19 protein-coding genes and 1 tRNA gene are annotated in these 21,635 nt (G+C 60.9%); 15 read left to right on the forward strand and 5 right to left on the reverse strand.

Annotated elements, in window-relative coordinates:
• The first annotated feature begins 69 nt into the window (after positions 1 to 69).
• From htpX to ACSQ8V_RS00225, 11 genes are all read left to right on the forward strand, one after another.
• Positions 70 to 927, forward strand: a complete 858-nt coding sequence (gene htpX, locus ACSQ8V_RS00175; protein WP_213765108.1) for a zinc metalloprotease HtpX — start codon at positions 70 to 72, stop codon at positions 925 to 927.
• 204 nt (positions 928 to 1,131) lie between these two features.
• Positions 1,132 to 2,616: a 16S rRNA (cytosine(967)-C(5))-methyltransferase RsmB gene (gene rsmB / locus ACSQ8V_RS00180; protein WP_436204558.1), complete on the forward strand. Its 1,485-nt coding sequence runs from the start codon at positions 1,132 to 1,134 to the stop codon at positions 2,614 to 2,616.
• Positions 2,613 to 3,221 (forward strand): DUF4390 domain-containing protein, encoded by a 609-nt coding sequence (locus ACSQ8V_RS00185; protein ID WP_213765110.1) that lies wholly within the window; start codon positions 2,613 to 2,615, stop codon positions 3,219 to 3,221. The genes rsmB and ACSQ8V_RS00185 overlap by 4 nt, the downstream gene beginning before the upstream one ends.
• Before the next feature lie 31 nt (positions 3,222 to 3,252).
• A complete protein-coding gene (locus tag ACSQ8V_RS00190) occupies positions 3,253 to 5,646 on the forward strand; it encodes a sensor histidine kinase (protein ID WP_218627303.1) in 2,394 nt (797 codons plus the stop codon).
• Positions 5,647 to 6,366 (forward strand): response regulator, encoded by a 720-nt coding sequence (gene esaR / locus ACSQ8V_RS00195; protein ID WP_213765112.1) that lies wholly within the window; start codon positions 5,647 to 5,649, stop codon positions 6,364 to 6,366.
• Between the two features lie 89 nt (positions 6,367 to 6,455).
• Positions 6,456 to 6,531, forward strand: a tRNA-Phe gene (locus ACSQ8V_RS00200).
• Positions 6,532 to 6,831: 300 nt separating this feature from the next.
• Positions 6,832 to 7,566, forward strand: coding sequence for a 7-cyano-7-deazaguanine synthase QueC (gene queC, locus ACSQ8V_RS00205; protein ID WP_436204559.1), 735 nt, complete (start codon positions 6,832 to 6,834; stop codon positions 7,564 to 7,566).
• A gap of 2 nt (positions 7,567 to 7,568) precedes the next feature.
• Entirely contained in the window at positions 7,569 to 8,201 is a 633-nt protein-coding gene (gene queE, locus ACSQ8V_RS00210; protein ID WP_213765114.1) for a 7-carboxy-7-deazaguanine synthase, read from the forward strand.
• 28 nt (positions 8,202 to 8,229) lie between these two features.
• Positions 8,230 to 8,676, forward strand: coding sequence for a 6-carboxytetrahydropterin synthase QueD (gene queD, locus ACSQ8V_RS00215; RefSeq protein ID WP_436204560.1), 447 nt, complete (start codon positions 8,230 to 8,232; stop codon positions 8,674 to 8,676).
• 166 nt (positions 8,677 to 8,842) lie between these two features.
• Entirely contained in the window at positions 8,843 to 9,625 is a 783-nt protein-coding gene (locus tag ACSQ8V_RS00220) for an HpcH/HpaI aldolase family protein (protein WP_436204561.1), read from the forward strand.
• A gap of 38 nt (positions 9,626 to 9,663) precedes the next feature.
• Positions 9,664 to 10,296, forward strand: coding sequence for a tetratricopeptide repeat protein (locus ACSQ8V_RS00225; protein WP_436206564.1), 633 nt, complete (start codon positions 9,664 to 9,666; stop codon positions 10,294 to 10,296).
• Positions 10,297 to 10,362: 66 nt separating this feature from the next.
• Here the strand turns inward: ACSQ8V_RS00225 and rodA are convergent, their stop codons facing one another.
• From rodA to ACSQ8V_RS00250, 5 genes are all read right to left on the reverse strand, one after another.
• Positions 10,363 to 11,511, reverse strand: coding sequence for a rod shape-determining protein RodA (gene rodA / locus ACSQ8V_RS00230; RefSeq protein ID WP_213765141.1), 1,149 nt, complete (start codon positions 11,509 to 11,511; stop codon positions 10,363 to 10,365).
• Positions 11,512 to 11,532: 21 nt separating this feature from the next.
• Positions 11,533 to 13,983: a penicillin-binding protein 2 gene (mrdA, locus tag ACSQ8V_RS00235; RefSeq protein WP_436204562.1), complete on the reverse strand. Its 2,451-nt coding sequence runs from the start codon at positions 13,981 to 13,983 to the stop codon at positions 11,533 to 11,535.
• 81 nt (positions 13,984 to 14,064) lie between these two features.
• Entirely contained in the window at positions 14,065 to 14,577 is a 513-nt protein-coding gene (gene mreD / locus ACSQ8V_RS00240; protein WP_213765119.1) for a rod shape-determining protein MreD, read from the reverse strand.
• Positions 14,574 to 15,674, reverse strand: a complete 1,101-nt coding sequence (mreC, locus tag ACSQ8V_RS00245) for a rod shape-determining protein MreC (protein WP_436180526.1) — start codon at positions 15,672 to 15,674, stop codon at positions 14,574 to 14,576. The genes mreD and mreC overlap by 4 nt, the downstream gene beginning before the upstream one ends.
• 199 nt (positions 15,675 to 15,873) lie before the next feature.
• Complete coding sequence (locus ACSQ8V_RS00250; RefSeq protein ID WP_017772379.1) at positions 15,874 to 16,917, reverse strand: rod shape-determining protein; 1,044 nt, start codon at positions 16,915 to 16,917, stop codon at positions 15,874 to 15,876.
• Positions 16,918 to 17,295: 378 nt separating this feature from the next.
• Between ACSQ8V_RS00250 and gatC the strand changes: the two genes are divergently transcribed.
• The 4 genes from gatC (at position 17,296) to ACSQ8V_RS00270 (ending at position 21,613) form a co-directional block, all read left to right on the forward strand.
• Positions 17,296 to 17,595 carry an Asp-tRNA(Asn)/Glu-tRNA(Gln) amidotransferase subunit GatC gene (gene gatC, locus ACSQ8V_RS00255; protein WP_213765121.1) on the forward strand — a complete coding sequence of 100 codons (300 nt, stop codon included), beginning with the start codon at positions 17,296 to 17,298 and terminating at the stop codon, positions 17,593 to 17,595.
• Between the two features lie 114 nt (positions 17,596 to 17,709).
• Entirely contained in the window at positions 17,710 to 19,203 is a 1,494-nt protein-coding gene (gene gatA / locus ACSQ8V_RS00260; protein WP_436204563.1) for an Asp-tRNA(Asn)/Glu-tRNA(Gln) amidotransferase subunit GatA, read from the forward strand.
• Between the two features lie 2 nt (positions 19,204 to 19,205).
• Positions 19,206 to 20,684 carry an Asp-tRNA(Asn)/Glu-tRNA(Gln) amidotransferase subunit GatB gene (gene gatB / locus ACSQ8V_RS00265; protein WP_436180528.1) on the forward strand — a complete coding sequence of 493 codons (1,479 nt, stop codon included), beginning with the start codon at positions 19,206 to 19,208 and terminating at the stop codon, positions 20,682 to 20,684.
• 92 nt (positions 20,685 to 20,776) lie between these two features.
• Positions 20,777 to 21,613 carry a polyphosphate kinase 2 family protein gene (locus tag ACSQ8V_RS00270; protein WP_436204564.1) on the forward strand — a complete coding sequence of 279 codons (837 nt, stop codon included), beginning with the start codon at positions 20,777 to 20,779 and terminating at the stop codon, positions 21,611 to 21,613.
• Positions 21,614 to 21,635: the final 22 nt, after the last annotated feature.

Genomic DNA, 21,635 nt, shown 5'->3' on the forward strand with positions numbered 1-21,635 from the left:
GGCAAGCAAAAAGGCCGCTTCGGCCGCTCGCGCTTAATGCGCATTGATATTGGGTGAGGAGTTCAAGACATGTTCAACTGGGTCAAAACGGCGATGCTGATGGCAGCGATCACGGCCCTTTTTGTCGTGATCGGAGGAATGATCGGCGGCAGCAAGGGGATGATGCTTGCGCTGATCGTCGCCCTCGCCATGAATTTCTTCTCGTACTGGTTCTCCGACAAACTCGTGCTGAAGATGTACAACGCACAGGAAGTCGACGAAGCCAGCGCGCCGCAGTTTTATCGGATGGTTCGCGAGCTCGCCACACGGGCGCAACTGCCCATGCCGAAGGTGTATCTCATCGACGAAAACGCGCCCAACGCGTTCGCGACCGGGCGTAATCCGGAGCACGCGGCTGTTGCGGCGACTACCGGTATCTTGCGGGTGTTGTCCGAGCGCGAGTTGCGCGGCGTGATGGCGCATGAGTTGGCGCATGTGAAGCACCGCGACATCTTGATTTCGACAGTATCGGCGACCATGGCGGGTGCGATCTCGGCGCTGGCCAACTTCGCCATGTTCTTCGGCGGCCGTGATTCCGAAGGCCGGCGCAGCAATCCGATCGCCAGTATTGCGGTCGCCATGCTGGCGCCGCTGGCCGGTGCGCTGATCCAGATGGCGATCTCGCGGGCTCGGGAATTCGAAGCCGATCGCGGCGGTGCGCAGATTTCCGGCGATCCGCAAGCGCTCGCCAGCGCGCTCGAGAAAATCCATGCGTATGCCGCGGGCGTGCCGTTCCCGACCGCCGAACAGCATCCCGCCACGGCGCAAATGATGATCATGAATCCGCTGGCGGGCGGTGGAATCTCCAAGCTGTTTTCCACACACCCGGCGACCGAGGAGCGCGTCGCGCGCCTGATGGAGATGGCGCGAACCGGGCGGATGGAGTGAGGGCGCCTGTCTAAGGCGCAGCCAAGGACCCATCGCCGCGCAAGCGTCGATGGGTCTTGTCAAAACCAATAAAACAGCGGGCTGCCTCCAATCCCGTCCGTTCAGCCAGCATCCGGGCTGCAATCTCAGCCCAAACCCCTCGCAAGTTACAATGCTTCGTTTGTGCGGACCGGCATCGGCCGGCTCGAACGCCTTCGCCCCGACATGACCGAAAAGCCTTCCCGACGCCGCGCCATTTCATCGGCGGACAGTAGCCGAGCGTCGTCCGACGCCCGTCTAGACACGCTTCACCTCGCCCCCGATTCACTCGCGTTCGCGCTCGATGCCGCCGCGCAAGCGGTCGGCGCGGTGCGTGCTGGTTCCGCGCTGCCCGCCGCCTTGCAGACGGTCATCGCGGCAACGCACGTGGCGGTATCGCGCGGGGCGACACAGGACATTGCGTACCGCACGCTGAGGCGTCTCGCCGTGGCCGACGCGCTGCTCGCGAAGCTCGTGCGCAAGGCGCCGCCGCCGCATGTATCGAATGTGATGGCCTGCGCGTTCGCGCTGCTGGTCGACGACGAAGCGCACGCCGCGTACACGTCTTTCACCGTTGTCGATCAAGCAGTCAACGCGATCGCCGCGAGGCGCGAATTTGCGTTTGCGAAGGGTCTGGTCAATGCCGTGCTGCGCTCATTCCTGCGTGAACGTGAAGCGTTACTGGCCGAGGTTCAAAGCGATCCGGTCGCGCGTTTCAACTATCCCGCGTGGTGGATCGACGCGGTCAAGCGCGGCCAGCCCGACGAATGGGAAAACATCCTGGACGCCGGTAACCGGCAAGGCCCGCTCACGTTGCGCGTGAACGCACGGCGCATGAGCGTCGCCCAATATCTCGACGTCCTCAAGGCCGAGCAGATAGAAGCCGAAGCCGCGGGTATTCACGCCGTGCGCCTCAAGACGCCGATGGCGGTCGACAAGATCCCCGGTTTCGCCGATGGCGTTGTCTCGGTTCAGGACGCCGCCGCGCAACTCGCGGCTCAGTTGCTGAACGCGCGCGACGGCATGCGCGTGCTCGACGCATGCGCCGCGCCCGGTGGCAAGACGGGCCATGTGCTGGAACTGGCGAACGTCGAGTTGGTCGCGGTGGAAAGCGATCCGGGGCGGGCGCGGCGTATCGGCGAGAACCTGCAACGCCTGAACGTGCAGGCGGAAATTCGCGTAGGCGATGCCGGCGAACCGTCGGGCTGGTCGGACGGGGACCCTTTCGATCGCATTCTTGCCGACGTGCCGTGTTCGGCATCGGGGATCGTGCGGCGTCATCCTGACATTCGGTGGTTGCGCCGTCCTACTGACATTGCCGCCCTGGTCGAAGAGCAGCGCCGCATTCTTTCCGCGCTCTGGCCGCTGGTCGCGACCGGCGGCGAGCTGCTTTACGTTACGTGCTCGATCTTCCCCGAAGAGGGCGAGTTGCAGGCGCAGTGGTTTGGAGAGGTGCACGAAGATGCGGTACGATTGGACGCGCCCGGGCAATTACTGCCGACAGCCAGCCGCACCGGCGCGGCTGGTTCGCAAGTATCACCGGACCCGGTCACGAACTCGCTGACGGACAATTCAGGCGAGGCGCAACGTACCCGCTTGACATCGACGCGGGACGCGGAAGCCTTTGCGGACCATGACGGATTCTTCTACGCGCGCTTTCAGAAACGGTGACGATCAAACGCTTTTTCCCGCTGCGGCTCGCGCCTGCCGGTCAGGCCGTGCTGGCCATGTTGTTGAGCTTTGCGCTGTCGTTCATGCCTGTTTCGGCCGCGCAGGCCGATCCCATTGCCGTGCAGCGCGCGTCGCTGCAGGCGGACGGATCGGGCTGGAGTCTCGACGCCCGCTTCGACTTCGATCTCAACAGCAGCCTTGAAGACGCCGTGAACAAGGGCGTGCCTTTGTATTTCACAACCGATTTCGATTTGTCACGGCCGCGCTGGTATTGGTTCGATGAAGAACCGGTGAGCGTGTCGCAAAGCATCCGGCTTTCGTTTCAGCCCCTGACACGCGAATACCGCGTCTCCACAGGAGGCTTGCAGCTCGGCTTCCCCACCCTTCAGGAAGCGCTTGCGGTCATCAAGCATGTGACCTCATGGCACGTGATCGATCGTAATCAGGTCACGCCTGGCGAGACGTACAACGCGTCGGTGCGCATGCAGCTCGATATCGCGTTAATGCCCAAGCCGTTCCAGATCGACGCGGTCAACAACCGCGACTGGAATCTCTCTTCCGAGTGGAAGCGTTTTACTTTTACGGCGGCGACCAGTGCTAAATAAACTACGCCGCCGGCCGCTGCGCCGCACGAACATGACAGGCATCGTGGTTCGCGTGCTCGTGACAACGGTTGCGCTCACGGCCATTCTGCTGCTGGTCATGTTGGCGCTTGCCAGCGCGAACACCGAGTTCTTCGACCGCTATTATCAGTGGCTCTACGCCGCGAATCTTGCGGTGGCGGTTGTGCTCATCCTGATTGTCATCGGGCTGGTGGCGATCATCATCACACGGGTGCGGCAGGGCAAGTTCGGTACGCGGCTGCTCGCGAAACTCGCGTTTATCTTTGCGCTCGTCGGCGTGGTTCCGGGCGGCATTATCTACGTGGTGTCGTATCAGTTCGTGTCGCGCAGTATCGAATCATGGTTCGACGTGAACGTGGAAACCGCGCTCACGTCCGGGCTGAATCTCGGGCGCGGAATGCTCGATGCATCGCTGTCCGATCTGCAGAACAAAGGCCGCCTGATGGGCGATCAGCTCGCCAGCGCCGATCCAACCAGCCTCACGCTCACGCTGTTGCGCCTGCGCGATCAGTTCAACGTTCAGGATGCGACTATCGTCGAGCCGGCGAGAAGCGGCTCCGGTACCGGTACCGCGCCCGATGTGCGCGTGGTGGCGCAGGCATCGAGTAATTTTGCGGCGCTCGTGCCCGACGACCTGCCCACTCCGCTGCAACTGAATCAGGCACGCAGCAGGCCGTATGGGGCTATTGAAGGCGAGGTCGATGGCGATTCAAGTCTGACCGGGCCAAAGGGCGCGTTGAGACTGCGGGTGATCGTGAAGATCCCCGACAGTTCGACCACTGAACTGCAACCGGCGGAGCGTTTCCTGCAGATCGAACAGCCGGTCAGTACCGGACTCGCCCGCAATGCCGACGCCGTGCAGCGCGCGTATCGCGAGTATCAGGAAAAAGCGCTCGGGCGGACCGGCTTGCGCAAGATGTATATCGGCACGCTGACGCTGGCGTTGTTCCTCGCGACCTTCATTGCAATGATGCTCGCGCTCGCGCTTGGCAATCAGCTTGCGCGGCCGTTGTTCCTGCTCGCGCAAGGGACGAAAGAAGTCGCCGAGGGCGATTACACGCCCAAGCGCGAAGTGAAGTCGCGTGACGAACTCGGCTTCCTCACGCAGTCGTTCAACGCAATGACGCGGCAATTGTCCGAGGCGCGTGCGGCGGTTGAGAACAACCGGATCGCACTCGAACATTCGAAGGCGTACCTCGAGAGCATTCTCGCGAACCTGACCGCTGGCGTGTTCGTGTTCGACCGGCAGTTCCGCCTGACCACGGCGAATCGCGGCGCCGAGCGGATCTTCCGGCAGCCGTTCAATGCGTCGCTGAATCTGCCGCTTGAGCAGATCGGTGTGCTGGCCGAGTTTGGCGCGATGGTGCGCAAGGCATTTGCGGATCGCGACGCAGCGGCCAGCGGCAGCGGCCGGCCTATTGGTGACCGTGGGCATTGGCAACAGCAACTCGCCGTTCCGGTGCCCGGCGAGACTGATCCGTTGACCTTGCTGGTCCGCGGCACGCAGTTGTTGACCCTGACTGAAAGCGATACCGACGACGCCGAGACCACGGGCTATGTAGTCGTATTCGACGACATCTCGGACGTCATCTCGGCGCAGCGTTCGGTCGCATGGGGCGAAGTGGCGCGGCGGCTCGCGCATGAGATCAAGAATCCGCTCACGCCGATCCAGCTGTCGGCTGAACGGTTGCAGATGAAGCTCACCGACAAGCTTGCTCCCGCCGACGCCGAAGTGCTCAAGCGCGGCGCGACTACCATCGTGAACCAGGTTCAGGCGATGAAGCAGATGGTCGACGACTTCCGCGAATACGCGCGTACGCCGCCGGCCGTCCTGGGCAACCTGCAGCTCAACGATCTTGTGACCGAAGTGCTGACGTTGTATGGCATTGAAGAGGGCAAGAGTCACATCACCGTGGAGCTGACAAAATTGCCCGTGATTCGCGGCGATGCCACGCAGCTTCGGCAGGTGATTCACAATCTTTTGCAGAATGCGCAGGATGCGGTGGCCGATGTGGCCGAACCACGCGTGCTGCTTGAAACGAAGACAGTAGAATATGGCGACCCCGATGCCTCTGGACATGCCCGCGTAGCGGTGCGGTTGACGGTATCGGATAACGGTTCTGGTTTTCCCGCGCGAATTCTCTCGCGCGCATTCGAGCCTTACGTGACAACGAAGGCCAAGGGCACGGGTCTGGGTCTTGCAACGGTAAAGAAGATCGTCGACGAGCATGGCGCGCGCATCGACATTCGGAATCGTTCGAAGACTCCTGACGTGATCGAAGGCGCGCAGATCTCGATTCTGTTCCTGCAACTCGCGGACGATTCCGCCGAACCGGGCGCGACACCGCCCTCGGCGGCGGCGAGCCACGGAACGACAAAAGCATTAGTGCAGACAAGGGCAGCGTAAATGGCAACCATCCTGGTGGTAGACGACGAAATGGGTATCCGGGAATTGCTCTCGGAGATCCTGAGCGACGAAGGTCACGTGGTGGAGACGGCGGAGAATGCGCAGCATGCGCGGGAGTATCGGTTGCGGCAGGCGCCGGATCTCGTGCTGCTCGACATCTGGATGCCCGATACCGACGGCGTGACGCTGCTGAAAGAGTGGGCGGCGCAGGGCAAGCTCACCATGCCGGTGATCATGATGTCGGGCCACGCGACTATCGATACCGCGGTTGAGGCCACGAAGATTGGTGCGCTCAACTTCCTCGAGAAGCCGATCGCCTTGCAAAAATTGCTCAAGGCGGTCGAGCAGGGTCTTGCGCGCGGCACGGCTGCCGCGCCGATCACGAATGCGGCCATACGGCCGGCCTTACCGTCGAGCGGTTCGACGGTGCCGGCCTCGGCTGCGTTGCCGGTCGCTTCGTCGTTGAATCTCACGAGCGGCGATGCAGGCGCGCTGGGTGCAGCGGCAGGTCCGGCTGGCGCGACGGCGTCCATCTCCTTCGATATCCCGTTACGTGATGCACGCGATGCCTTCGAGCGCGCGTACTTCGAGTATCACCTGGCGCGTGAGAACGGCAGCATGACGCGGGTGGCGGAGAAGACTGGACTGGAGCGCACGCACTTGTATCGCAAGCTCAAGCAGCTCGGTGTGGATCTGGGCAAGAACAAGAGCGAGGCATGACTGGCGCGGGTTCCACGATCGTTACAGTAAAAAGGTGCCAAAAAGCACTTGAGCGACATAATCCCCTTTGATATACTTTCGTTCTTCATGGCCCGGTAGCTCAGTTGGTAGAGCAGCGGATTGAAAATCCGCGTGTCGATGGTTCGATTCCGTCCCAGGCCACCACAGTTGCAAAAAAATGCCCGGAAACCGCAAGGTTTCCGGGCATTTTTCATTGGTTTTTGAGCGTCCTTGTCGGGTTGCTGGCTACAAATCAGACAGCTAATCTTGACCGCACCGCGACCCGTCCCCGTTCATCTCTCCGCCTGGTCAAGCCCCGACCGAGAGCGAACGCTCGCCTTCATGATAAAATCCTTGGTTCTTCAAAGACTTGGCTAAGATAGGAGCAGGATAAAACCGCGCGCAGCGGCCGCTTCTGGACATTAGCCAAATCGCGCACCCCATCCTCTCCATCGGAGTTTCACGGTGACTCGGACAGACGCTAAAGACAGCGCACTGGTGCTGTTTTCCGGTGGCCAGGATTCGGCCACATGCCTTGCCTGGGCGCTCGATCGTTTTACAACCGTCGAGACGCTCGGCTTCGACTATGGTCAGCGCCATCGTGTGGAACTCGAATGCCGGGAAGGCTTCCGGGCATCGGTGAAACAGCAGTTTCCGCAGTGGGCCGAACGGCTCGGCGAAGACCACATGATCGACCTGTCCGTGCTCGGCGCAATCAGCGACACCGCCATGACGCGCGAGATCGAAATCGAAGCCAGCGCGAACGGCTTGCCCAACACCTTCGTGCCCGGCCGCAATCTCATGTTCATGACGATCGCCGCCGCCATCGCGTACAGGCGCGGTCTGAAGGTGCTCGTCGGCGGCATGTGCGAAACAGATTTCTCGGGCTATCCCGATTGCCGCGACGACACCATGAAGGCGCTGCAAGTTGCCCTCAATCTCGGCATGGACAGCCGCTTCCTGCTCGAGACGCCGCTGATGTGGCTCGATAAAGCCGACACCTGGCGCTTAGCCGAACAGCTAGGCGGCGAGGCGCTGGTAGAACTGGTGCGCGTCGAGACGCACACGTGTTATGTCGGCGAGCGCTCCGAGCTGCATGAATGGGGTTTTGGTTGCGGCCAATGCCCGGCGTGCAAGCTGCGCAAGCGTGGCTACGAAGCCTACAAGTCGGGTGAGCAAGTCACCACGGAACCGGTCTAATCATGACGTACGCAGTAAAGGAAATTTTCTACACGTTGCAGGGCGAGGGCGCAAACGCCGGCCGTCCGGCCGTGTTCTGCCGCTTCGCCGGGTGCAATCTCTGGTCGGGTCGCGAGGAAGATCGCGCGGACGCCGTCTGCCAGTTTTGCGACACGGATTTCGTCGGCACGGATGGCGAGAACGGCGGCAAATACAAAACGCCTGCGGACCTTGTCGCCATGATCGCGTCGCAATGGCCGGAAGGCGAAGCGCACAAGTTCGTGGTCTGCACAGGCGGTGAGCCCATGCTGCAGATCGACCAACCTTTCGTCGATGCCCTGCATGCAGCCGGCTTCGAAATGGCGATCGAAACGAACGGATCGCTGCCGGTGCTGGACAGCATCGACTGGATTTGCGTGAGCCCGAAAGCCGGTGCGCCGCTGGTCGTGACGAAGGGCAATGAGTTGAAGGTCGTGGTGCCGCAGGACAATCAGCCGCTGGCCGATTACGCCAAACTCGACTTCGAGTATTTCCTCGTGCAACCCATGGACGGCCCGTCGCGCGATGTCAATACGAAGCTCGCTATCGACTGGTGCAAGCGGCATCCGCAATGGCGCCTGTCCATGCAGACGCACAAGTACCTGAACATCCCCTAACGCGAATCAAGCCCCTAGCTGAGCAGACGTGCAGACGATCACCCGAAAACTCGAATTCGATGCGGGCCACCGCATCCCCGATCACCGCAGCCAGTGCCGTAACCTGCACGGTCATCGATATGTGCTGGAAATCACGCTGCAAGGCGAAATCGTCGAAACAGAAGGCGCGCCGGATCGCGGCATGGTGATGGACTTCGCCGACGTCAAGGCGCTGGCCATGGAACATCTGGTCAACAAGTGGGACCACGCGTTTATCGTCTATGCACGCGACGAAGTCGTGCGCAGTTTTCTCGAGACAATGGCCGATCACAAGACCGTCGTGCTCGACCGCATTCCTACCGTGGAAAATCTCGCCGCCGAGGCGTTCCGGATTCTCTCCGGCGTCTACAACGACCACTACGGCGTCGATCTGAAGTTGAAGCGCGTACGTCTGTATGAAACGCCGAATTGCTGGGCGGACGTCGAAGCCGTCTGACGCTTCACGGGTCTCCAGGCAGCGCTCCTGCCAGCGCTCTTTTGTCACGGTATGATCTTTGGACAAGCCGCACGTTTTGTTGCGGCGCATTCCAGCGACATAGCCTAATGGAGCGAGACATGCCTGCCAGCCATCCCGCCGCGTGTGATCTAACCGGAACCACGCGATGAGCACCTACACCAATCTCCTCAAACAGCGTTTCACCGAGTCCGGCACCTTGTTCGGCCTTTGGCTATCGCTAGGCAGCGCGGACGTGGCCGAAGCCGTGGCGCACGCAGGCTTCGACTGGCTTTGTATCGACATGGAGCATTCGCCGAACGACAGCCAGGACGTCATCGCGCAACTTCGTGCGATTGCCGCCGCGCACTTGCCGACCGAACCGATTGTCCGCGTGCCGGCGCATGAAGGCTGGCTGGTCAAGCGCGTGCTTGACGCGGGTGCGCGCACCCTGATGTTCCCGAACGTGGAAACGGCGGAAGAGGCGGCACATGTCGTGCGTCTCACGCAGTATCCGAACGCCGATGCCCGCGATGGCCTACGCGGTGCCGCCGGTGCCGTGCGCGCAGCGGCATACGGCATCCGGCGTGATTACGTGAGTTTGGCGAACGCGCAGATATCGACGATCGTGCAGATCGAATCCGAGCAGGCGCTCGCGAATGTGGACGCGATTGCAGCTACGCCGGGCGTCGATTGCCTGTTCATCGGGCCCGCTGATCTGGCCGCGAGTCTCGGTCATCTCGGCGATACCAAACATCCCGACGTCCAGGCGGCAATCACGAAAGTTATCGATACCGCGCAACACGCGGGCATTGCGAGCGGCATTTTCGCGCTCGATGTCGCGAGTGCGCGTTCATATGCAGAGGCGGGTGTGAAGGTCATCGCGTTATCGGCCGATGTCGGCTGGCTGTTAAAGGCGACGCGACAGGCGTTGCAGGAGGCAAGGGCATGAAACCCGGAATATTGGGCGCGGTATCCGTAGCGTTGGTGATGGCGTGCAGCGCGGTAAGTGCGCAGACCGTCAAGGGCAGTGATATGGCGACGCAAAATGCTGTCGCCGATTACAACGCGGGCAATTTTGGCGCCGCGCGCTCGGAGTTTCTGCATGCGGCACAAAAGGGCAGCCGTCTCGCCGAATTCAATTACGCGATGATGCTGGTGAACGGCGAAGGCGGCCCGGCGGAAGTGGACGAGGGCAAGAAGTGGTTGCGCAAAGCCGCCGACGCCAACATGACGCAAGCGCAATACGTGTATGGGAAGATGTTCGATGACGGCGAGTTTGTCGGGCGTGATCCGGCCGAGGCGCATCGCTGGTTCTTGCGGGCGGCGAACCAGGGCCATGTCCTGGCGGAGCTCGCGCTGGCGAACCAGTTTCTCGATGGCCGCGGCACGCCTCGCGACAACGCGCAAGCGTTCGTCTGGTACAAGAAGGCGGCCGAAGGCGGGGACATGACGGCCCAATACGTGGCTGGATCGTTCTACGAGCGCGGTGGCGATGGCGTGAAGAAGAACATCAACGTGGCACGCGCGTACTATGCGGCGGCAGCAGCCCAGGGTGATCCTGCGGCGAAGCTGAAGTTCCAGCAACTCAGCGCGGAACTCGCGCACGAGCAGCCGCAATAGAACAAAAAGCCCACGATGAAACCATCATCGTGGGCTTTGCTTCGGCAACGGGTCACGTCGAAAACGCTAGCCTTTCATCAGCCGCTTTTGTCGTGACACGCTCATGATGAGCCCGACCGCAACCCCGAGCGTTGTCAGCGCGGTTCCACCGTAACTCATGAACGGCAACGGCACGCCGACCACCGGCAAGATCCCGCTCACCATCCCGATATTCACGAACGCATAAGTAAAGAACGCCATGGTCAGCGATCCGGCCAGCAGGCGTCCGAACAGCGTCGCCCCGTTCGCCGCGATAAACAGTCCTCGCGCAATCAACGCCATATAAAGGAATAGCAGCACAAGCCCGCCCGCGAGCCCGAACTCCTCCGAAAACACCGCGAAAATGAAGTCGGTATGTTTTTCAGGGATGAACTCCAGATGCGACTGCGTACCCTTTAGCCAGCCTTTTCCGAAGGTCCCGCCCGAGCCGATCGCAATGACGGCCTGAATCGTGTGAAAGCCTTTACCGAGCGGATCAGAGGTCGGATCGAGCAGCGTACAGATCCGATGCTTCTGGTAATCGTGCATCAGCGGCCAGTTCACGTCCGGCTGGCAAATGCGCTCCTGGAATACGCCGATACTCGCGACCACCAGCACGGCCGCCACGAGCACCGGCACGATCAGCTTGAAACTCAAGCCCGCGAAATAGATCACGAAGAGGCCCGCCGCGAACACCAGCACGGCGGTGCCCAGATCCGGCTGCTTGGCGATGATCGCGACCGGCAGGATCAGGATCACGAAGCCGACGATGTAATCCCACCACCGGATACCGCCCTCACGCCGCTGGAAATACCATGCGAGCATGAGCGGCATCGCGATCTTCATGATCTCCGAGGGCTGGATCACCACGCCCACGTTCAGCCAGCGTTTCGCGCCTTTGCGCGTCAGTCCGAACGTGGCGACCGCGATCAGCAGCGCCATGCCAATGGTGTACATCGGCACGGCGAAACGCATCAGCGTGGGCGGCGGCACGTTGGCGAGAATCCACATCAGCCCGAACGTCAGCATGATGTTACGCAACTGGTCTTCTACGCGGCCTGGGACGTCGAGACTCGCGCTGTACAGCGTCACGATGCCCACGCACAGCAGCAGGAACACAATCAGCGCGAGCGGTTTATCGAAGCCCGCGAACATGCGCTTCGTGCGTTCGAGCCAGACGCGCTTATCGAATTGCAGCGCTTGCATGGCGATTCTCCTTTACTCGTCGATGCCGCCAGACGGAGTCAACGTCTGGATGGCGCTTTTGCCGGTGTTGCGGGGGATCGCGGCAGTGGGCGCGGGTTCTTTCGGTGGTGACGGCGGCGGTGGTGCGGCGGGCGCCTTGCGGACCTCGGCGATACGGGTGGTCTCCTTCGCGTTGACCACACCCGGCGCTTTCGATTCCGTTGCCGGGCGCGCTGTTTCCCGCGCTTCCGTGGCGATAGGCGCGACCGGCACGCGCGGCGCTTCCAGCGCGCGCAGCATGCTCGGCGCAGCAGGAACGGCCGACGCCGCCGATGCAGCCGGCGCGCTCGCCGCCGCTCCGGCTCCGGCTCCGCTGCTTGCTGGCGCAGACGCAGCCGAATCCGACGCCGCAGCCCCAGCGGCACTCGCAGCCACTGAACCGGATGCAGCCAATGGCTTAAACGCCGGCGACGCACTCGTCACCGAAGCGGGCAGCGCAGCGTCCACCGGGCTTTGCGCGCCTCCGATCACCGGCGCGCCCGCATCTTCCGTCGCCGATGCCGCCGCCGCTACAGCCGCCGCTTCCGCACCCGGTTTCAACCGGTCGACGAGATAATAATCGAGCACTTTCCGCGCGATCGGACCCGCCGATTCCGCGCCCCAACCGCCGTTTTCCACGATCAGCGCAACCGCGATAGTCGGATGGTCAGCCGGTGCGAACGCGATAAACAACGCGTGATCGCGCAACCGTTCCGCTATCGCACTGTGTGAATAATTCGCGCCTTGCAGCGAGTAGACCTGCGCCGTACCGGTTTTACCCGCGGCCTGATAAGGTGCGCCGCGGAAGATCTTGGAACCCGTACCGGTGGTCACCACGCCTTCCATTGCCCGCTTGATAAAGTCGATGTCCGCCTGCTTGACCGCAATCCTGTCGCTCGGATCACGCACGGTGACGCGTACCGCCTTGGTGATCGGATTCTCGACTTCCTTGACCAAGTGCGGCTTCATGACCACGCCGTCGTTCGCGAGCGTCGCCGTGGCGTGCGCGAGTTGCAGGATCGTGAACGAGTTATAACCCTGCCCGATACCCAGGCTGATCGTCTCGCCTTCATACCAGCGCTGTTGTTCCGGTTTCCGGTACGCCTTCTTTTTCCACTCGGTGGATGGAAGAATGCCGCGCGCTTCGCCGTTGATGTCGATACCCGTGATCTGCCCGAATCCCCACGGCTTCATGAACCCGGCCATGGCATTCACGCCGAGATCGTGCGCCAGCATGTAGAAATAGGTGTCGTTGGAAACCACGATCGCGCGGTTCATGTCGACCCAGCCCTGGCCCGCGCGCACGTCGTTGCGGAAGGTGTGACCGCCAAACGTGTACGAACCCGGGTCCTGGAATCCCCAACTGGTCGTGCGTTTATGCAGCGTCAGCGCGGCAAGCGCCATGAACGGCTTGTAGGTGGAACCGGGCGGATAGGTGCCGTGCAGCGGACGGTTCAGCAGCGGGTGATCGGGGGAATTGTTGAGCGAATCCCAAGTCTGCTGGTCGATGCCATCGACGAACGAATTCGGGTCGAAACTGGGAGCCGAGACGAACGCGAGCACATCGCCCGTCGCTGGTTCGATAGCGACCAGCGCGCCGCGCTTGCCCGCGAACGCCTGCTCGGCGACCTGCTGCAAGCCGATATCCAGCGACAACACCAGGTTGTTCCCCGGCGTGGCCTGCGTGCGCGACAGCGTGCGCACCGGGCGCCCGCCCGCCGTGACTTCCACTTCCTCGAAGCCGGTCAGGCCATGCAATTCGGTTTCGTAGCTCTGTTCCACACCAATCTTGCCGATGTAGTCCGTGCCCTTGTAGTTATTCGCGTCCAGACGGGGATCGTAGTGATCGGTGTCGGCGTCGTTCTGGTCACTCGCTTCGTCGATACGTTCCTGATCGCGCTGCGAAATCCGTCCGATATAGCCAATCACGTGCGCCGCCGTGGGTCCAAGCGGATATTGCCGGAACAGCCGCGCGCGCACTTCTACGCCCGGAAAGCGGAACTTCTGGGCGGTGAAACGGGCGACTTCTTCGTCGGTTAAGCGGGTGCGGATTGGCAGGCTCTCGAAATTCTTCGAGTCCTCCAGCAGCTTCTTAAAACGCCGCCGATCGCGCTGATCGACGGGAATCACGGTCCCGATACGGTCGATTTCATCGTCGAGCGTGGTGTTGATCTTCGACGGCGTGATTTCCAGCGTGTAAGCCGAATAATTCTTCGCCAGCACCACGCCGTTGCGGTCGGTGATGATGCCGCGGTTCGGCACGATAGGGGCAACCGAGATGCGGTTTTCATCGGCTTGCAGCGAGTATTTGCTGAAATGCCAGACCTGCAGATACAGGAAGCGCACGCCGATCAGCCCGAAACAGACGAACACGAACAGGCCGGCGGCAGCCACACGCAGGCGAAACTTCGATAACTGTTGTTCGGCGTTCTGAAATTCGGTCATGCAATGTTCGCGGGAACCGCGTGTATGGCGTTTACGGCGTGCAGCGGTTGCAGCAGGCGCTTTGTTCGCTCATGAGTCACCTCAGATTGGCCGCGTGTCGTCGGGATCGGTGGCGCGGCGCTGCGGAATCAGCAGCAGGAAACTTGCGACCGGCCACAAAATAGCCTCCACGAACCCGTCGATCAGATAACCCCAGCCGGGAAATGCCGCGCCCGTCAGCAGGCGGATCACGAACGGCACGATTTGCGCGCCGATCAGCAAAGGCGCGACCACGAACGTTTGCACGGGCAGCGACATCCACAATACGCGCCTGTGAATGGTGATGGCGCCATACGACAACAACGTATACGCAAGCGCGTGCTCACCGAGCAGACTGGCATTGTGAACGTCCATGAGCATGCCGAGCATGAACGCGATACCCATGCCCACCCGACGCGGCTGGTGAACATTCCAGAACAGCAGCACGACCGCGACGAAATCCGGGACGCCGAAAATCCGGCCCCACGGCATCAGGTTCAGCAGGAACGCGGCGGCCAGACTAAACGTGATGAAGTACGGATTGACCGGCTGCAGGATGTATTGCGGACGGTTCATGGTGCGGCTCCGGGCGCGGGCTTGCGGGCAGGCTCTGCTTTCCTCGCGTGCTCGGATTTTTCGGCTTTCTTCGTGGCTGCGGGCTCGGTTTTCTTCACTGCCGCCGCCGGTTCAGCGTTTTTCGCGGCAGGCGTACTGGCGGCCGCCGCAGGGGCGGCCGCGCTGGCGCTTTTCGCCGGCGCTGCCTTGCCCTTCTTACCCTTGTTGTCCTTCGCTTCCTTGGCCGCGGCCGCTGCCTCGACTTCTTCAGGATTCGGCGGTTGGTTGATCTCGTAATGCAGCACGAGCAACTGGCGCGCACCGCGTACCGGCGCGATCGGCAGGCAGACTACGCGGGCGAACGCGGTATCCGCTTGTTTATCGACGCGAACGACTTTCGCCACCGGCAATCCCGGCGGATAAATGCCATCCAGACCGCTGGTCACGAGTTCGTCGCCCGTTTGCACGTCGGCGCTGATGGGGACGAAACGCAGATCGAGCGTGTCGCCCTTCGGCGTGCCGTAGATCACGCTGCGCAATCCGGTTCGTACGATCTGCACGGGCACCGCCTGGTCTTTGTCGGAGAGCAGCGTGACTTCCGATTGCAGCGGGAACACACGCGTGACTTGCCCGATGACACCGTCTTCATTCACCACCGGCGCGCCGTCCTGGATGCCTTGCTGCGCACCCTTGCCGATCACGACTTTCTGCGTGAAAGGATCGCGGGTGTCGTACTGGACTTCGACAGGCGTGGTTTGCGTGCTGGCGCGCGAGCCGAGCTGGAGCAGCGCGCGAAGATGCGTGTTCTCGGCGGTGAGCTGGGCCGCATCGCCGGCTTTCACCGACAACTCGAGGTTCTTTTCTTTCAGCTTGGTGTTCTCGTTGCGCAGGGTTGCGCTGGTGACGGCCAGATCGGCCGCACCCATGAAAATATCGCGTGGTACCAGCGCCGCGCGCTGCAGCGGATACAAACCCGCTCCGAGCACGCCTCGCACGATTTCGAGCGTGTTGAAGCGGGCGTCGGAGATCAGCAGGGCGAGGGCGAGCACCACGAAGAAGATCAATCGCGCGAGAGCGGACGGACCTTGCTTAAAAAGTGGCGGCGGACTGTATTCCATGGTCGGCGCCGAGGGCGTGATCGGTTGGTTCGATGCTGCGGGTTCGCGTGGGGGCGCGCCCTTGCCCAGCGCTGTTCGCCGTGGCCCGGACTAAGCCGGGCCACGTGAACCATTGCGCAAGTCGCATACTTCGCGCACGTCGCCGTTGTTGCGTTGAGCGAGTGCGTGCTGTTGGCGCCTTAGTGAAAGGCGTCAAGGCTTACTCGTAGGAGAAGATGCTACCGAGCTTGTCCATGCGTTCGAGCGCCATGCCCGAACCGCGCACGACGCACGTCAGCGGATCTTCAGCGACGAGTACCGGCAAGCCGGTCTCTTCAGCCAGCAACCGGTCGAGATCGCGCAGCAAAGCGCCACCGCCGGTCAGCATCATGCCGCGCTCGGCAATGTCGGCGCCCAGTTCCGGCGGCGTTTGTTCCAGCGCGATTTTCACCGACGAAACGATCTGGTTCAGCGGATCGGTCAGTGCTTCGAGAATTTCATTGCTCGAAATGGTGAAGCTGCGCGGAATGCCTTCGGAAAGATTGCGGCCCTTGACTTCCATCTCCTTGACTTCGGAGCCCGGGAAAGCCGAACCGATTTCCTTCTTGATGGCTTCAGCCGTCTGCTCGCCAATCAACATGCCGTAATTGCGACGGATGTAATTGACGATAGCTTCGTCGAACTTGTCGCCGCCCACGCGCACGGAACCCTTGTACACGATACCGCCGAGCGAAATCACGCCCACTTCGGTCGTGCCGCCGCCGATGTCCACGACCATGGAGCCTGTTGCCTCGGACACCGGCAAGCCGGCGCCGATGGCCGCAGCCATGGGTTCTTCGATCAGATACACCTGCGACGCACCCGCGCCGTGTGCGGCTTCCTTGATCGCGCGCCGTTCGACCTGAGTCGAACCGCACGGCACGCAGATGATGATGCGCGGCGAAGGCGAGAACATACGCGATTCGTGCGCAGTCTTGATGAACTGCTTGATCATCTGTTCCGTGACGGTGAAGTCGGCGATAACGCCGTCCTTCATAGGCCGGATAGCTTCAATGTTGCCGGGCACCTTGCCGAGCATCTGCTTCGCTTCGCGGCCGACGGCCTGAATGGTTTTCTTCCCATTAGGACCGCCTTCCTGGCGAATGGAAACCACCGATGGCTCGTCAAGGACGATGCCCTTGCCCCGCATGTAGATCAGCGTGTTGGCGGTGCCGAGATCAATCGCCAGATCGTTTGAAAAGTAGCTGCGCAAAAAACCGAACATTCAAAATCCTGTCTCGCTGGGAGCCGTGCCTCGCTTCGAGCGCCAAAGGACGGCAGCGGAAAAAAATGACAGCCTGCAGCGGGACCCATTTTTGGCCACGCAAATTGCAAGACTGCGGAGAAATCTACCGGAGGATGCAAGCGAACCAGGCGTGCACTTTTCTTAAAAATCTGAAACTAAGAACAGGCCGCTGGTAAGTCGATCCGGATTTGGGTCGAACGCGTAATGATACCTTATAATTTTGGGGTGTTCGAAGGAAAAGGACGGTACATTTTGCCACCGTCAAGCCTGCTTTTTAAGCTCCTTTATCTCGAATTGCAGTCGCACTGTTTGTCGCACTGTTTCTCAGCGTGTAAGTCGAAAAAACCCGGTGATCGAATGTCTCTGACCCTGACCGATGTAAAACGCATTGCGCACCTCGCGCGGCTCGAATTGCCCGAGCACGAGGCCGAACCCACGCTTGCGCGACTGAACGACTTCTTCGGTCTCGTCGAGCAGATGCAGGCCGTGGATACCACGGGTATCGAACCGCTTGCGCATCCGATTGAACAGATTGAGAAAGCTGAGCTGCGTTTGCGAAATGATGTTGTTACAGAGCACGTAAACCGCGAAGAGTTCCAAAGGTCCGCGCCTGCCGTGCGCGACGGGCTGTATCTCGTGCCCAAGGTGATCGAATGAACGTCGTGCTTTGAAACAGCGCCTCCGAGGCAATGTAATTGAGGCGATGCAATACACGCACGAAAACAAAAGGCGCACGGTACTCGATACCCGGCGCCCTTCAGGAAGAACGCAATGCATCAAAAAAGCTTGACCGAACTGCGCGCGGCACTCGACGCAAAGACCCTCTCCGCCGTCGAACTCGCGCAGCTCTTTTTGCAGCGCATCGACGCAGCGAAGGATCTCAACGCGTTCATCAGTGTTGACCATGAACTCACGCTTGACCAGGCGAAAGCAGCGGATGCGCTGATCGCCAAGGGCCAGGCGGGCGTGCTGACCGGCCTGCCGATCGCGCATAAAGACGTGTTTGTCACGCGCGGCTGGACCTCCACGGCCGGCTCGAAAATGCTCGCGAACTACGCGAGCCCGTTCGACGCCACGGTTGTGGAACGTCTCAAGAACGCGGGCGTGGTGACGCTCGGCAAGACCAATATGGATGAATTCGCGATGGGTTCGTCCAATGAGAACTCGTACTTCGGCCCGGTCAAGAACCCTTGGGATCTCAAAGCCGTGCCGGGTGGATCGTCGGGCGGCTCGGCTGCCGCAGTGGCTGCACGCCTCGCGCCCGCCGCCACCGGCACGGACACCGGCGGCTCGATTCGCCAACCCGCGTCGTTCACCGGCATTACCGGAATCAAACCAACGTACGGCCGCGTTTCGCGTTACGGCATGATCGCGTTCGCGTCGTCGCTGGATCAGGGCGGACCCATGGCCCGCAGCGCATCGGATTGCGCGTTGTTGCTCAATGCCATTGCGTCGTTCGATCCGCGCGACTCGACCAGCCTCCAGCGCGAGGACGAAGACTACACGCGCTATCTCGGTCAGCAATGGTCCGGCACGGACGCGGCCAAACCGCTCGCCGGCTTGCGCATCGGCTTGCCGAAAGAGTTTTTCGGCGAAGGGTTGAGCGCCGAAGTGCGCAGCGCTATCGACACCGCCCTGAAGCAATACGAAGCGCTCGGCGCAACGCTGGTCGAAGTCTCGCTGCCGAAGACCGAATTGTCGATTCCCGTGTACTACATCATCGCGCCGGCTGAAGCTTCGTCGAACCTGTCGCGTTTCGATGGCGTGCGCTACGGGCATCGCGCGGCTGAGTACACCGATCTTCTCGATATGTACAAGAAGTCGCGTGCCGAAGGTTTCGGCCCGGAAGTGAAGCGCCGCATACTGGTGGGCGCGTACGTGTTGTCGCACGGTTATTACGACGCGTATTACCTGCAGGCGCAGAAAATCCGCCGCATCATCGCGCAGGATTTCCAGGAAGCGTTCAATCACTGCGATGTGATCATGGGACCGGTCGCGCCATCGGTAGCATGGAATCTCGGCGAAAAAGCCGATGATCCCGTCCAGATGTATCTCGCCGATATCTACACGTTGTCGATCAGCCTCGCCGGCTTGCCCGGCATGAGCGTGCCGTGCGGTTTCGGCGCTGCCGGCAGCGCGCATGCCACGCGGCCGGTTGGCTTGCAGATCATTGGCAACTATTTCAACGAAGCCCGGTTGCTCCAGGTCGCCGACGCGTTTCAGCGCGCGACAGACTGGCACGTGCAATCACCGGCGGGAGTGTAAGTATGAGTACGCAATGGGAAGTTGTTATCGGTCTTGAGACGCACGCGCAGTTATCCACCGTCTCCAAGATTTTTTCAGGCGCGCCCACGCAGTTCGGCGCGGAACCCAACACGCAGGCCTGTCCCGTCGATCTGGCGTTGCCGGGTTCGTTGCCCGTGATGAACCGTGGCGCTGTGGAGCGCGCGATTCGTCTCGGCCTGGCAATCGGCGCGACCATTGCGCCGCGCAGCATTTTTGCGCGCAAGAATTATTTCTATCCCGATTTGCCGAAGGGTTATCAGATCAGCCAGTTCGAGATTCCGGTCGTGCAGGGCGGTACCGTCACGATTCAGGTTCCGGCCAATGAGAAAACCGGCACGGCCGCTTACGAAAAGACCGTCAACCTGACGCGCGCGCATCTGGAAGAAGATGCCGGCAAGTCGCTGCACGAAGACTTCGCTGGCATGACGGGTATCGATTTGAATCGGGCCGGCACGCCGCTGCTCGAGATTGTGACGGAACCTGAAATGCGCAGCGCCGCCGAAGCGGTCGCCTACGCCAAGAGTCTGCACAGTCTCGTGCAATGGCTCGGCATCTGCGATGGCAACATGCAGGAAGGCTCGTTCCGTTGCGACGCGAATGTCTCCGTGCGCCCCGTCGGACAGGCCGAATTCGGCACGCGCGCCGAGATCAAGAACCTGAACTCGTTTCGTTTCCTCGAAGAAGCCATTCAGTACGAAGTGCGCCGGCAGATCGAGTTGATCGAAGACGGCGGGACGGTGGTGCAGGAAACGCGTCTCTACGATCCCGACAAGCGCGAAACGCGTTCCATGCGAAGCAAGGAAGACGCGCACGATTACCGCTATTTCCCCGATCCCGACCTGATGCCTTTAGTCATCGATGAAGCGTGGATTGCACGGGTTCGCAGCGAATTGCCCGAATTGCCCGAAGCCATGCAGACCCGTTTTGTCGAGCAATACGGTTTGACGCCGTATGACGCCGCGGGGTTGACGTCGTCGAAGGGGATGTCGGCGTATTTTGAAAGCGTCGTTGGCGTAGTCGGGCCGACGCATGCGAAGCTCGCGGCCAACTGGCTGATGGGCGAAGTATCGTCGCAATTGAACCGCGATTCGCTGGATATTGCGAACTCGCCGGTTTCTCCCGCGCAGCTCGGGCTCGTCATTCAGCGCGTGGCCGACGGCACGATCTCCAACAAGATTGCCAAGGATATTTTCCAGGCGATCTGGGAAGAGAAAGCCACCGACGACGCCGCCGCCGATCGGATTATCGAAGCGAAGGGGTTGAAGCAGATTTCTGATACGGGCGCGCTGGAAGCGATCATCGACGAGGTGATGGCGGCTAATCAGAAATCCGTCGATGAGTATCGTTCGGGCAAGGAGAAGGCGTTTAATGCGCTGATCGGCCAGGCGATGAAAGCGACGAAGGGCAAGGCGAATCCGCAGCAGGTCAACGAGCTTTTGAAGAAGAAACTATCCTCTTGAGTTGACGGCTGGACTATTCGCGGGTTGTTGCCGGGTCTCGTCTGGCAGCAACCCTTTCTTTTATCAACCGGGATCAACCGAGAATCGCACGCGTGGCTAAAAAACCTGAGCTGGACGATTATCGCGTGCCGTATTTCGACGGCAAGAAGATCAAGCCGTTTGATCTGGCTTCCATCGATACCGCGTCGAAGCCGTTTTCGTCCGGCGCCAAAGACGCGGATCGGGAGCGTTTAAGCGAGTTGAGTACAGCGCTCGATGGCTTGCAGGAAAAGCTGCATGCACAACGCTCGCATCGCATTCTGCTGATCCTTCAAGGCATGGATACGAGCGGCAAGGACGGCACGGTTCGCGGTGTTTTTCACGATGTCGATCCGCTCGGTTTGCGCGTCGTGCCGTTCAAGGCGCCTTCCGAAACTGAAGCCGCGCACGACTTTCTCTGGCGCATTCATTCGCAGGTCCCGGCTGCGGGCGAGTTCGCGATTTTTAATCGCAGCCAGTATGAAGACGTATTGGTGCCGCGTGTGCTGAAACAGATCGACAGCCAGGCGTGGGAACGCCGTTATCGGCAGATTCGCGACTTCGAAGCGATGCTTGCCGAAAACGGCACGACAATCGTGAAGTGCTTTTTGCATATATCGAAGGATGAGCAGAAGGTGCGGTTGCAGGCGCGTATCGATAATCCCGAGAAGCACTGGAAGTTTGATCCATCGGATCTGGATGCCCGCAAACTATGGGACGAGTATTGCAAGGCTTATGAGGATGCCCTTGGGGCGACATCGACGGACATTGCGCCTTGGTACGTGATTCCCGCCGATTCGAAGACGCACCGCAACGTAATGATTGGGGAGTTGATGGTGCGCACGCTGCAGGGTTTGAAGCTCGAATATCCGCCGGCGAAAGAGTCGCTGAAAGGGATCAAGGTCGAGTAGTTCACCAACATACAAGGATGCT

Source organism: Caballeronia sp. LjRoot31, assembly GCF_964253885.1.
Lineage (GTDB): Bacteria > Pseudomonadota > Gammaproteobacteria > Burkholderiales > Burkholderiaceae > Caballeronia.

Bases quoted from the DNA above. Each gene is read 5' to 3' on its own strand.
- htpX (WP_213765108.1), top strand. From the start codon at position 70: ATGTTCAACTGGGTCAAAACGGCGATGCTGATGGCAGCGATCACGGCC.
- rsmB (WP_436204558.1), top strand. From the start codon at position 1,132: ATGACCGAAAAGCCTTCCCGACGCCGCGCCATTTCATCGGCGGACAGT.
- ACSQ8V_RS00190 (WP_218627303.1), top strand. From the start codon at position 3,253: ATGACAGGCATCGTGGTTCGCGTGCTCGTGACAACGGTTGCGCTCACG.
- esaR (WP_213765112.1), top strand. From the start codon at position 5,647: ATGGCAACCATCCTGGTGGTAGACGACGAAATGGGTATCCGGGAATTG.
- queE (WP_213765114.1), top strand. From the start codon at position 7,569: ATGACGTACGCAGTAAAGGAAATTTTCTACACGTTGCAGGGCGAGGGC.
- ACSQ8V_RS00220 (WP_436204561.1), top strand. From the start codon at position 8,843: ATGAGCACCTACACCAATCTCCTCAAACAGCGTTTCACCGAGTCCGGC.
- ACSQ8V_RS00225 (WP_436206564.1), top strand. From the start codon at position 9,664: ATGGCGTGCAGCGCGGTAAGTGCGCAGACCGTCAAGGGCAGTGATATG.
- mrdA (WP_436204562.1), bottom strand. From the start codon at position 13,983: ATGACCGAATTTCAGAACGCCGAACAACAGTTATCGAAGTTTCGCCTG.
- mreD (WP_213765119.1), bottom strand. From the start codon at position 14,577: ATGAACCGTCCGCAATACATCCTGCAGCCGGTCAATCCGTACTTCATC.
- mreC (WP_436180526.1), bottom strand. From the start codon at position 15,674: ATGGAATACAGTCCGCCGCCACTTTTTAAGCAAGGTCCGTCCGCTCTC.
- ACSQ8V_RS00250 (WP_017772379.1), bottom strand. From the start codon at position 16,917: ATGTTCGGTTTTTTGCGCAGCTACTTTTCAAACGATCTGGCGATTGAT.
- gatC (WP_213765121.1), top strand. From the start codon at position 17,296: ATGTCTCTGACCCTGACCGATGTAAAACGCATTGCGCACCTCGCGCGG.
- gatA (WP_436204563.1), top strand. From the start codon at position 17,710: ATGCATCAAAAAAGCTTGACCGAACTGCGCGCGGCACTCGACGCAAAG.
- gatB (WP_436180528.1), top strand. From the start codon at position 19,206: ATGAGTACGCAATGGGAAGTTGTTATCGGTCTTGAGACGCACGCGCAG.